Here is a 12,245-nt window from a genome sequence, read left to right on the forward strand (position 1 = left end):
GATGCCAATTAATACCAATTATCTAAACTATATATCCATGCTAAATTCTGTAGCTTATAGGATAAAAAACGAACAAATGGTACCAGTATATTCTACCAATGCTTATGGATTACCAACAATAAAGTTAGTGCCAAGGGTAGAGAAAATGAAACCAGAAATTTTCTTGATAGAAGAGTATGAAATTAAATCTGTTTTAGGGGACTATGGAGCAGGAAAAGTCATAAAAACCATGAACTTTGGACCTAATGAGGAACGAACAATTACGGTGTCCAGTTATAAAAAACGAGAGACGACTAAAAGTTTTTCTAAAAATGTATTGGACTCTTATAGTGAAGAAAGTGCAGAAGAGTTAGAATCGCTTGTAGAAAACGAAGGGACGTCTAACATATCTAACACAACATCGTTAATTAAAAGTGCAGAAGTTAGTGCCGAAATTACAGGAGGTATTAGCAAAAACAACAAGGCTTCGGCTAGTGGATCTGCATCTATTAGTAGTTCTGCAAATAGTGCACGAGAAGAAATGGCTAGACAATTATCTACAGCAATGGATAAGCATACAGCTAAGTCGTCTGCTAACAGAGAAATGGAAATTAATAGTACATCTACAGAAACCGTATCTGAAGGCTCTGAAGAAAGTATTGTTAGAGTCTTGAAAAATCCAAATTTTAAAACGCTAAATATGGTGATGCGTCAAATGGAGCAAGAGTACATTACTGCAATTATCTTAAAAGATGTAAAAATTGGGTTTTGTAATGGTACAAAAGAATCTATTAGATATGCTAAACTGTATGAGTTAGATCAACTATTGGATGATGTGCTTGTAAAAGAAGAATGCAAAGCAAAAGTAAAATGTAATGTAATTACCTCTTTAATGAAAGTTAGAGATATGGCAGGAACAGTGCATCCATTTATAGAAGAAGTTACAGAGAGTAATTATAAGTGTACCACAGATAAAGATGGCAATACAAAGTTAGAGGAGAGTAAAGACAAAACACGTTACTGGAGAAAACGAAAAGATTTAATTCAAACTTTGAGTGACGTTAATAAAGATTTTAAGGACAGAGATTTTATAACAACTAATGGACTTATAATGGATTTAAAAGTCCGTGTGTTAAGGACAGATGGTATAGTTGCTGATGCCTTTTTAGGACATGGTGAAACACTAGATTGTTTTAATCAAAAATTGCAAGATGAAGCCACTAAGACAGAGATTATTAAAAATCAAGAGTTAGAGTTAAAAAATCAAGAAATGAAACTAAAACTTAAGATTATTGAATCTATAACTGATCCAGATAAACAAGCAGATGCCTATCAGAAGATGTTTATGGAGAAGTGTGTTGAATAAGCTAATAACAATTAATTTACGTGATATGTCAAGTGTAATTTACAATAGATGGAATAATAAGAGCTTAGTTTTATCAAAAAAAGTTTTAGGTATAAATAATGAATTAGACCCAATTGGGTTGCAATTAAATTTATTAGAAAAACCAACATGGAAAACCATGAAGGCTAGTTATCCAGGTAAAGAACTGCCTCCATTTGATTTATATAAAGAAATTGGCGGTAATATGCCAAATTATAAATCTGCTGAAGAACTTTCAAGGTCACCATATGCAAATTCTTGTGCATTCCGTATGAGTAGAGGATTAAATTTGAGTGGTGTAATTCTGCCAAAAAGATTTACACCTAATCAACTTGTAAGGAGAGGAAAGGATAAGAATTATTATTGGGGTAGAGTAAAAGAATTATATCCAATAATGAAAGAAAAACTAGGTGAGCCAGATTTGAATAATAAATTGAAAAGTGCTAATTATGGCGAGGTAAAACAAGGTTTGTCTGATTTGGAAATGACTGAGTATAAAAACAAGAAGGGAATAATAATGTTTGAAGTTAGTGGTTGGGGAGATGCTACTGGACATTTTACTTTATGGGATGGTAATAATTTGATCTACCCAGGAAATCCTGATCATGATAATCCTAATTCTGAACTTTATTATTTTAAAATGAAATATGATGTAAATGATAATGGAAAAAAGAAAGTTGTACAGACTAGTAGAATTTTACTTTGGGAGTTAAAATAATTCTTTTTCTATGGTTAATATTTAGCTGTCTAATTAAATATCAAAAAGAATAGTAATCACCTATGATGATAAGGCTCATTACGTAGAATAGTAAATCCTCTGTACAGTTGCTCTATAACAAACAGTCGTACCATTTGATGTGAAAAAGTCATTTTAGATAAGGCTATTTTTCCTTGCGCTTTGGCATACACGTCTGGACTAAATCCGTAAGGTCCACCAATAACTAGTACAAGTTGTTTGATACCAGAATTCATGTGTTTTTGTAGATAGTTAGAAAACCCAACACTATCCAATTGTTTTCCGTTTTCATCTAGTAAAATCAAAACGTCAGTAGGTTTTAGCTTATTTAATATAAGCTCGCCTTCTTTTTGTTTTTGCTGGTCTTCGCTTAGATTTTTAACTTTTTTTAAATCTGGAATAATTTCCAACTCAAAACCTATATAAAAGCCTAAACGTTTTTTATACTCATCAATCAACGTTTGTAATGGCTTACTATCTGTTTTGCCTATGGCTAGAAGTTTTATAGTCATGAGGCAAATTTACAATTTATGAATTACGATTTTTAAATTTTTGGAAAAAGAAAAATCGTAATTCTAAAATCGCCATTCTAAAATCTATTGTTATTTTTACAATAAAATACAACCAAATGATAAGTAAAGTCCAATTTGATAAAGAAATACAATTAATAATTGCAAATGCTATTAGAGAAGATGTTGGTGATGGAGACCATAGCAGTTTGTCGTGTATTCCAGCTACAGCACAAGGTAAAGCAAAACTTTTGGTTAAAGATCAAGGTATTATTGCTGGTGTCGAGTTTGCTAAACAAGTTTTTAATTATGTGGATAAGGATATGACTGTTGAAACGCTAATTGAAGATGGAAGTCCAGTAAAACATGGTGATATTGTGTTTTATGTTTCTGGCGCATCACAGTCTATTTTAAAAGCTGAGCGTTTGGTGCTTAACGCTATGCAGCGTATGAGTGCTATTGCTACCAAAACCAGACAGTTTGTAGATTTATTAGAGGGTACAGGTACAAAAGTGTTAGACACGCGTAAAACCACTCCTGGTATTAGAGCTCTTGAAAAATGGGCAGTCAAAATTGGAGGTGGAGAAAACCACAGATTTGCATTGTATGATATGATTATGCTTAAAGATAACCATATAGATTTTGCAGGCGGAATTACTAAAGCAATAGATAAAACCAAACAATATTTAAAAGACACTAATCGTGACTTAAAAATTATTGTGGAAGCAAGAAATCTAGACGAAATTAAAGAGATCTTACAATCTAAAGGTGTGTACAGAATTTTAATTGATAATTTTAATTATGAAGATACCAGAACAGCAGTAAAACTTATCGGTGACCAGTGTTTAACAGAAAGTTCTGGTGGTATTAACGAGAAAACGATTAGAGACTATGCACTTTGTGGTGTAGATTATATCTCGTCTGGAGCATTGACACACTCGGTGTATAATATGGATTTAAGTTTAAAAGCAGTAGATTAGACACTTTTTAACTTTAAATACTTAATACTTTATAACCTAAATATGTCTCAAGCAATAGAAGATAAACTAAGTAAAATTCCAATCATTAATGTGATTGTTAGGATACTTGGTAAAATTAAGTTGCCAGGACTAGAAGGATTATCCCTATACGATTTATTAGAATTGTACATTACAGGAATCGCTAAAGGCGCTTTAACAGCTAGAGCTAGTGCTATAGCTTATAGCTTTTTTATGGCATTGTTTCCGTTTTTGTTATTTATAATTATAGTTATACCCTATGTGCCTATAGAGGATTTTCAAACGGATTTTTTAGTGTTTTTAGAATCTATTTTACCACCAACCACATCAGATTTTTTCTCTGATAATATATTTAATAATATTGGAGGTAATCAAAATGGTAGTTTATTATCTTCAGTGTTTTTACTGTCTATTTTTTTAATGGCAAATGGTATTAATGCGTTGTTTTCTGGTTTTGAAAAATCCTATCACGAGCAATTGGCACGAAACATTTTTAAACAATATTTATATGCATTAGGTATTGCTTTAATTTTAGCTTTTTTATTAATTATTACAGTAGCTGTTTTAGGTTACTTTAATATTTATGTCATCGATAATTTACAGGATTTTGGCTATATAGAAAAACGTCAAGTTAGTATATGGAGTACATTAGCCCAATATGCCTTTTTTGTAGTGATGGTGTATATTGCTACTGCAGTGTTGTATTATTTTGGAACAGCAGAAGGGAAGTCGTCTAAATTCTTCTCTGTTGGTGCTTTGTTTACAACAATATTAATTTTACTAACCTCGTTTTTATTTGGTATATATATAGAGAATTTTTCTAAGTATAACGAGCTGTATGGCTCTATTGGAGCAATATTAATTTTGTTAGTGTATTTATGGCTAAATGCCAATATTTTGTTGCTAGGTTTCGAGTTAAATATGGCTTTAAAACAGCTAAAAAAATCATTTTAAATAATTTATAATTCCTATTTAATCATTGAATTACATTGATGTCATTCTTCCTATTCCTTTAGAAAAACGTTTTACCTATAGTATAACGCCAGCTGAAAGCGAATTTTTAAAAGTTGGCATGCGTGTATCTATTCCGTTTGGAAAATCTAAAATATATACAGGAATTGTTGCCGACATCCATCAAAAAGCGCCTGTAATTTATGAAGCTAAAGAGATTCATCAAATTTTAGACGACTCGCCAATTGTAACCTCAATGCAATTGCAATTATGGCAATGGATTGCAAACTATTATATGTGTACTGAAGGCGAAGTCATGCGTGCAGCGTTACCCAATGCATTTTTGTTAGAAAGCGAAACCATTATTAGTAAAAATGACAAACAGCAGATTAATGATGCCGATTTAAAAGACGATGAGTTTTTGATTTTTGAAGCATTGCAACACCAATCGTCACTTAAAATTCAAGACATAGCTAACATTTTAGACAAAAAAAATGTACTACCAGTTGTCAAACGTTTGGTAGACAAAGAAGTTATTATTTTAAATGAAGAAATTTATGACAAGTACAAGCCTAAGTACGTAAGATATGTTAAGCTTTCAGAACAGTATACTTCAGAAACTTCATTAAATACCTTGTTAGACGAGTTAAGCAGCAGAGCTAAAAAACAACGCGATGTTATTTTAACGCTGTTTTCTTTATCGGCAAAAACAAAAAAACCGGTTAAAGTAACCGATTTGGTAGCAGAAAGTTTGACGTCTTCTGCAACTGTTAAAGCGTTAATTGATAAAGGGATTTTAGAAGATTATCACATCCAAACCGATAGAATTATTTATGAAGGTGAAGATAATGAAGATTCTAAAAAACTAAACCAATATCAGACCGAAGCTTTAGAGCAAATCAAAACCAGTTTTGATACTCACAATGTGGTTTTACTACATGGTATTACCTCTTCTGGTAAAACAGAAGTGTACGTTAAATTAATAGAAGATGTTATCGCAAAGGGTAAACAAGTCTTGTACTTATTGCCAGAAATAGCGTTAACCACGCAGTTAGTAACTAGACTACAAAACTATTTTGGAGAGCAAGTCGCGGTGTTTCATAGCAAGTACTCGGCACATGAGCGAGTAGAGGTGTATAATCAAGTATTAACAAATTCCGCGAAAGCGAAAATAATTTTAGGCGCAAGATCGTCTATATTTTTACCATTTAATGATTTAGGATTAATCATTGTGGATGAAGAGCACGAATCCTCTTTTAAACAATTTGATCCAGCTCCACGTTATCATGCTCGTGATGCTGCAATAGTTTTAGCCTCGCTTTTTAAGGCTAAAACCCTCTTGGGAAGTGCCACACCAAGTTTAGAAAGCTATTATAATGCACAAGAAAAAAAGTATGGTTTAGTAGAAATTAATAGACGGTATAACAATGTCCAGCTTCCAGAAATAGAGCTTGTAGATATTAAAGATAAGCAGAAGCGCAAAAAAATGAAAGGTCATTTTACCGATCGATTAATCGAAGAAATGACCGAAGCAATTGCAGATGGACACCAAATAATATTGTTTCAAAATAGAAGAGGTTATTCTCCGATTGTAGAGTGTAATACCTGTGGGCATTCGCCACAATGTCCAAATTGTGATGTTAGTTTAACCTACCATCAATACCGTAAACAGTTACGTTGTCATTATTGCGGTTATAATAGTGCTATGTTACAAAAATGTATGGCATGTGGTACTGCAGACTTAGATACAAAGGGTTTTGGTACAGAGCAAATAGAAAGCGAAGTCAAACTACTTTTTCCAGATTTAAAAGTAGGTAGAATGGACTTAGATACGACTAGAGGTAAGTTTGGTTACGAAAAAATAATTACTGCTTTTGAGCAGCAAGACATTGATGTGTTAGTAGGTACACAAATGCTAACTAAAGGGTTAGATTTTAGAAATGTCAAGTTGGTTGGTGTGATGAATGCAGATAACTTGCTTAATTTTCCAGATTTTAGAGCGCATGAACGTAGTTTTCAGCTCATGTTACAAGTGTCTGGTCGAGCAGGACGTACAGAAAAAAGAGGTAAGGTGTTAATACAAACCTATAATCCGTATCATAAAATACTACAACAAGTGTCTACTAACGATTATGTTAGTATGTTTAAAGAACAGCTAGAGGAGCGTTACAATTACAATTATCCACCATATTTTAGATTAATTAAAATTACAATAAAGCACCGCGATTACAATAAAGTTAATATGGCTGCAGATTGGTTGGCTAAAGCGTTAACTCAATTATTTAAACATCATGTTTTAGGACCAGAGTTTCCGCCAATTTCAAGAATCAGAAATCAGTATCATAAAAACATTTTAATTAAAATTCCACAAGGACAGTCTTTAGGTAAAACTAAAGAGGCTATCAAAAAAGTAAATTCTAGTTTTGGTGCAATTGCAGATTTTAAGTCGGTAAGAATTATTATTAATGTTGATAATTATTAGTAATTATTACTTTTTAGACAAAAAAAATCCCGCTTTAATAAGCAGGATTTTATTTATAATGTAATTAGTGTCTTCTATTTAAATACTATTTAAAGCGTCAACTAATTGAGTTTTCTTATTTCTACTCAAAGGTATTTCGTAAGCTCCAACTTCAACATTTTTACTGTTAAATCTGTCAACTTTGTCAAGATTTACAATGTATGACTTATGGATTCTTAAAAATTTACCTTCAGGTAATTCGTGTTCAAAAGCTTTCATTGTAGATAATACAACAAGACTTGTGTCTTCAGTAACTAATTTTACATAGTCACCAAGAGCTTCAATCCATTTAATATCTCTAATGTACACTTTACGTTTTTTAAGGTTACTTTTCACAAAAATGTGTTCACCTTCTTCTTGATTAAAATCAAGTTTTAGTTTATGTTGCTCGACTGCTTTTTCTACTGCCTGATTAAAACGTTCTCTAGTAATAGGCTTTTGTAGATAATCAGTAGCATCATAGTTAAACGCTTTAAATGCATATTCTGTCTTACCAGTCACAAAAATAATTTGGGGTTTGTTATTTAGGACATCCAGTAATTCAAAACCATTTAATACAGGCATTTCAATATCTAAGAAGATAAGATCTACCTTGTGCGTGTTTAATCCGTTTTTAGTTTCTAAAGCACTGCTGTATTCAGCAATTAGGTTTAGATTGTTGTTGTTCTCTATTAGCTTTACAATGGACAATCTTTGTATTGCTGAATCATCAACGACTACACAATTTAATATCATAGTATTATTCTTTATAGGTTAAGTTATCGACAATAGTACAAAAAATTCGGATTAAAACCAAAAAACATCGCTAAAATGTAAATTTTAACATTTCGAAAAGTTTTAACCGAATGCTTTTTATTGAGTCAAATTAGGTTTAAAACTACTTGTGAGATTAAATAAAAAGAATTATTTTTGCACTCATTTTTAACACAATAAATTAGATTTTATGAATCATTATGAAACTGTTTTCATCTTAAATCCCGTTTTATCTGAAACACAGATAAAGGAAACAGTACAGAAATACGAAGAATTTCTTACTAGTAGAGGAGCTAAGATGATATCAAAAGAAGATTGGGGACTAAAAAAATTAGCTTACCCAATCCAAAACAAAAAAAGTGGTTTTTATCACTTATTTGAATTCCAAGTAGATGGAGAACACATTAACCCTTTAGAAGTAGAGTTTAGACGTGACGAGCGTTTTATGCGTTACTTAACTGTAGCTATGGACAAACATGCAGTAGCATGGGCAGAACGTAGAAGAGCTAAACTAAAACAAAAAGCGTAATCATGGCAAGTATAGATCAACAAGCAAAAGGAAAAAAAGAAGGAGAAATCAGATATCTTACTCCTTTAAATATAGAAACTAACAAGAATAAAAAGTATTGTCGTTTCAAAAAGTCTGGTATCAAGTATGTAGATTACAAAGATGCAGATTGGTTATTAGGATTTGTTAACGAGCAAGGTAAAATTTTACCAAGACGTTTAACAGGTACATCATTAAAGTATCAAAGAAAAGTGTCTGTAGCTGTAAAAAGAGCACGTCACTTAGCTTTAATGCCATACGTAGCAGATTTATTAAAATAAAAATATCATAACAATGGAACTTATATTAAAACAAGACGTTGAGAACTTAGGATTTAAAGACGATGTTGTAACGGTTAAGAACGGTTATGGTAGAAACTTTTTAATTCCTTCTGGTCATGCGGTTTTAGCAACAAAGTCTGCTAAAAAAGTATTAGAAGAAACGTTAAAACAACGTGCATACAAAGAAGCTAAAGAAGTAGAAGAAGCAAACAAAGTAGCAGAAGCTATTAAAGCTTTAGATCTTAAAATTGCTGCTAAAGTTGGTACAGGAGACAAATTATTTGGATCTGTAAACAACATAAATGTAGCAGAAGCTTTAGCTAAAGAAGGTCAAGATATTGACAAAAAATACATCTCTGTAACTACAGTGAAGCGTTTAGGAAAATATAACGCAACTGTACGTTTACACAGAACTGTAAATGTAGATATAGAATTTGAAGTAGTAGCACAAGCTTAATTTCAAATTAACATCATAATTAAAACCGTTTAGACTCTTCTAGACGGTTTTTTTAATTTAAATCAATTAAATAATAGCGCTTTCGCGGAAATAAAGCTATGAAATATTTATACGTTGTCTTTCTATTAATAGGTTTGGTGTCTTGCAAAAACAAGACAGCAGATGCTTCTGTTTCAACCGAAACAGTTGCAGTTAAACAAAATCAATCTGCATTAATAGAAGCTTTTAAGTACAATCCTAAAGACGACTTAATAATTAGCGTGCACAGAGGCGGAAAAGGATTAAAAAATTATCCAGAAAACTGCTTAGAGACCTTACAATATATTAACGATAGTATTCCAGCTATTTATGAAATTGACATCGCACAAACTAGAGATAATGTTTTGGTGCTGATGCATGATAATACTTTAGAGCGTACTACAACAGGAACAGATAAGCTAAATAAATACACTTACCAAGAGCTGCAAGCTTTTAACTTGGTTGACGATTTTGGTAATGAAACCACTTTTAAAATCCCGACATTAAAAGAGGTGCTGCTTTGGGCAAAACAAAACAAAGTAGTTTTGACCTTAGATAAGAAAAAAAGTGTGTCTTTTGATGCAATCATTGCTCTAGTAAAACAATTAGAAGCAGAAGATGTGTCAATAATTATTACCTATGATTTACAACAAGCAATTGAAGCTTATCAATTAGCACCAGAGTTGTTGTTGTCTGTCTCAGCGCGTAACCAGAAAGAATTAGATTGGTTGTTACACTCTAAAATCCCGACACAAAATATGTTAGCTTTTACAGGTACAAAATTATCGCCAAACCAGTTTTATAAAACAGTACAATCCCATGGTATTAAAACCATTCTTGGGACTTTAGGAAATTTAGATAACCAAGCTAAAGCTAAAGGAGATGTGCCATACACTATCTGGAGAAACAAAGGAATTGACATTTTTGCAACCGATAGACCATTTGAAGTTGCAAAAGCATTAACTATAAAGAAGTAAAAACAGTTGTCCCCTTGAGCACAGACGAAAGGTGTCAAGTGTTAATTAAATAATTTTTTTCATGAAATATTCAAGACTTACAAAAGAACAATTTGAAGAATTGCATAAAGAGTTTATTAATTTTTTAGCAACCCAATCCATAACCGCAGACGAGTGGGCAAAACTAAAAACAGAAAAACCAGAAGTAGCAGAGCAGGAGTTAGACGTATTTAGTGATTTAGTATGGGAAGGCGTGTTAACTGCTGCAAAATACTTAGAACATATTTCGCCTCAAAACATTCATTTATTTGCTTTAAATGAAGATCATATGCATTTAATAGGTATTAAAATTAATAAGCCTATCGATGTCACTACTAAAGATGGGTTTAATTGGTTGCGTAATAATTTAATGGATGAAAGTGTCGAGTTTATGCAAGCAAAAAAAGACTATACAGAAGATAAAAACTTAGATAAGTTTAAATTAATCCAACAAGGAAGTGCAATTACAAAAGGAGAGTTATATCAATACATGAATAAGTTGATTAACTAACTGTGATTCGCTAACTGTCATTGCGAGGACGAAGGACGTGGCAATCTGTTTATTTTGCCTAAATTATAATTCATATTACTTTTATAAAGATTGCCACGCTTTTTTTCTACTAAAAAAAGCTCGCAATGACAAAAGCATTATATATTTTTGTCACGTCTCGCTAAGTCGATGTATAATAAAAATATAGTAACAATTAAAAAGATTCCCACTTTCGTGGGAAGTGAACATGGCACAAAAACCAAGCATACCAAAAGGAACTAGGGATTTTAATCCAGAAGACGTTGCAAAACGTAACTACATTTTTAGTACGATAAAATCAAAGTTTGAACGTTTCGGGTTTCAACCTATAGAGACGCCAAGTTTTGAAAACTCGGATACCTTAATGGGTAAGTATGGAGAAGAAGGTGATCGATTGATTTTTAAGATTTTAAATAGTGGTGATTTTTTATCAAAAGTAGATGAGCCTTTATATGCCTTAAAGGATTCGTTAAAAATCACATCACGAATCTCAGAAAAAGCGCTACGCTACGACCTAACAGTGCCTTTTGCAAGATACGTCGTGCAACACCAAAACGAGATAGACTTTCCATTTAAGCGCTACCAAATGCAACCTGTTTGGCGTGCAGACAGACCACAGAAAGGACGTTTTAGAGAGTTTTATCAATGTGATGCAGATGTAGTAGGTAGTGACAGTTTATGGCAAGAGGTAGAGTTTGTGCAATTGTATGATGAGGTATTTACTGCTTTAGGTTTAAAAGGCGCAACAATAAAAATTAATAATCGTAAAATTCTTTCAGGAATTGCTGAGGTTATTGGTGCAAGTGACAAGTTAATAGACTTTACAGTTGCATTGGATAAGCTGGATAAAATAGGAGAGGAGAAGGTAAAAGAAGAAATGCTATCTAAAGGCATTTCTGAAGAAGGCATTAATAAACTGCAACCATTATTTACCTTAAAAGGTGATTTTGGAACACAAATAGACAGTTTAAAATCTATTTTAAACACCTCTGAAGAAGGTAAAAAAGGAATTGAAGAATTAGACTTTATTAATAACGCAATTGCTACTTTAGGTTTGAAATCGGCTAAGTTACAATTAGATGTCACACTAGCTAGAGGTTTAAACTATTACACAGGAGCTATTTTTGAAGTCTCTGCGCCAGAAGGTGTTGCAATGGGGTCTATAGGTGGAGGAGGTCGTTATGATGACTTAACAGGAATCTTTGGACTTAAAAATGTTAGTGGTGTAGGTATTAGTTTTGGATTAGACCGTATTTATTTAGTGTTAGAAGAATTGGGTTTGTTTCCAGAAACTATAACTAAAACTACAGACGTCTTGTTTATTAACTTTGGTGATAAAGAATCGTTATTTAGTTTACAAGCTATAAAGGCATTACGAGACAATACTATTAATGCAGAGTTGTATCCTGACAATGCTAAAATGAAAAAGCAAATGAATTACGCAAACAAACGTAACATCCCATTTGTGGTTTTAGTAGGAGAGGAGGAATTGAAAAATAATCAATTCACTTTAAAGAATATGACAACTGGAGAACAGGATAAGGTTAATTTAGAAACTTTAATTACTACTATAAAATAGAAATTTGA

The 12,245-nt window shown here is 32.2% G+C and carries 13 protein-coding genes; 11 read left to right on the forward strand and 2 right to left on the reverse strand.

The annotated features are described in order from the left end of the window. Nucleotide 1 precedes the first annotated feature (1 nt). Nucleotides 2–1,345, forward strand: coding sequence for a hypothetical protein (locus LY08_RS04005; protein WP_111659148.1), 1,344 nt, complete (start codon nucleotides 2–4; stop codon nucleotides 1,343–1,345). A 25-nt stretch (nucleotides 1,346–1,370) separates the two neighbouring features. Continuing rightward, nucleotides 1,371–2,081 carry a T6SS effector amidase Tae4 family protein gene (locus LY08_RS04010; RefSeq protein ID WP_111659149.1) on the forward strand — a complete coding sequence of 237 codons (711 nt, stop codon included), beginning with the start codon at nucleotides 1,371–1,373 and terminating at the stop codon, nucleotides 2,079–2,081. Nucleotides 2,082–2,137: 56 nt separating this feature from the next. On the opposite strand, the gene rlmH is transcribed toward LY08_RS04010, so the two are convergent. Then, nucleotides 2,138–2,611 (reverse strand): 23S rRNA (pseudouridine(1915)-N(3))-methyltransferase RlmH, encoded by a 474-nt coding sequence (rlmH, locus tag LY08_RS04015; protein WP_111659150.1) that lies wholly within the window; start codon nucleotides 2,609–2,611, stop codon nucleotides 2,138–2,140. Nucleotides 2,612–2,727: 116 nt separating this feature from the next. On the opposite strand from rlmH, the gene nadC reads away from it, so the two are divergent. Genes nadC through priA form a run of 3 tightly spaced genes read left to right on the forward strand, consistent with a single transcriptional unit; the run spans nucleotide 2,728 to nucleotide 7,039 of the window. Beyond that, nucleotides 2,728–3,588 (forward strand): carboxylating nicotinate-nucleotide diphosphorylase, encoded by an 861-nt coding sequence (gene nadC, locus LY08_RS04020; protein ID WP_111659151.1) that lies wholly within the window; start codon nucleotides 2,728–2,730, stop codon nucleotides 3,586–3,588. Between the two features lie 42 nt (nucleotides 3,589–3,630). Further along, on the forward strand, nucleotides 3,631–4,560 hold the full coding sequence (locus LY08_RS04025; RefSeq protein WP_111659152.1) for a YihY/virulence factor BrkB family protein: 930 nt from the start codon (nucleotides 3,631–3,633) through the stop codon (nucleotides 4,558–4,560). A gap of 25 nt (nucleotides 4,561–4,585) precedes the next feature. Beyond that, on the forward strand, nucleotides 4,586–7,039 hold the full coding sequence (priA, locus tag LY08_RS04030) for a replication restart helicase PriA (RefSeq protein WP_111659153.1): 2,454 nt from the start codon (nucleotides 4,586–4,588) through the stop codon (nucleotides 7,037–7,039). Nucleotides 7,040–7,117: 78 nt separating this feature from the next. Here priA and LY08_RS04035 read toward each other — a convergent pair whose 3' ends face one another. Then, on the reverse strand, nucleotides 7,118–7,813 hold the full coding sequence (locus tag LY08_RS04035; protein WP_111659154.1) for a LytR/AlgR family response regulator transcription factor: 696 nt from the start codon (nucleotides 7,811–7,813) through the stop codon (nucleotides 7,118–7,120). Between the two features lie 208 nt (nucleotides 7,814–8,021). On the opposite strand from LY08_RS04035, the gene rpsF reads away from it, so the two are divergent. The 6 genes from rpsF (at nucleotide 8,022) to hisS (ending at nucleotide 12,237) form a co-directional block, all read left to right on the forward strand. Further along, nucleotides 8,022–8,360 carry a 30S ribosomal protein S6 gene (rpsF, locus tag LY08_RS04040; RefSeq protein ID WP_111659155.1) on the forward strand — a complete coding sequence of 113 codons (339 nt, stop codon included), beginning with the start codon at nucleotides 8,022–8,024 and terminating at the stop codon, nucleotides 8,358–8,360. 2 nt (nucleotides 8,361–8,362) lie between these two features. Beyond that, nucleotides 8,363–8,659, forward strand: coding sequence for a 30S ribosomal protein S18 (rpsR, locus tag LY08_RS04045; RefSeq protein WP_028291330.1), 297 nt, complete (start codon nucleotides 8,363–8,365; stop codon nucleotides 8,657–8,659). 13 nt (nucleotides 8,660–8,672) lie between these two features. Next, complete coding sequence (gene rplI / locus LY08_RS04050; protein ID WP_111659156.1) at nucleotides 8,673–9,116, forward strand: 50S ribosomal protein L9; 444 nt, start codon at nucleotides 8,673–8,675, stop codon at nucleotides 9,114–9,116. A 98-nt stretch (nucleotides 9,117–9,214) separates the two neighbouring features. Beyond that, complete coding sequence (locus tag LY08_RS04055; RefSeq protein WP_111659157.1) at nucleotides 9,215–10,111, forward strand: glycerophosphodiester phosphodiesterase family protein; 897 nt, start codon at nucleotides 9,215–9,217, stop codon at nucleotides 10,109–10,111. Nucleotides 10,112–10,172: 61 nt separating this feature from the next. Beyond that, on the forward strand, nucleotides 10,173–10,640 hold the full coding sequence (locus tag LY08_RS04060; RefSeq protein ID WP_111659158.1) for a DUF6495 family protein: 468 nt from the start codon (nucleotides 10,173–10,175) through the stop codon (nucleotides 10,638–10,640). Nucleotides 10,641–10,866: 226 nt separating this feature from the next. Continuing rightward, complete coding sequence (gene hisS, locus LY08_RS04065; protein WP_111659159.1) at nucleotides 10,867–12,237, forward strand: histidine--tRNA ligase; 1,371 nt, start codon at nucleotides 10,867–10,869, stop codon at nucleotides 12,235–12,237. Nucleotides 12,238–12,245 lie beyond the last annotated feature (8 nt).

Origin of the sequence: Olleya aquimaris (assembly GCF_003259525.1) — a bacterium.
GTDB lineage: Bacteria > Bacteroidota > Bacteroidia > Flavobacteriales > Flavobacteriaceae > Olleya > Olleya aquimaris.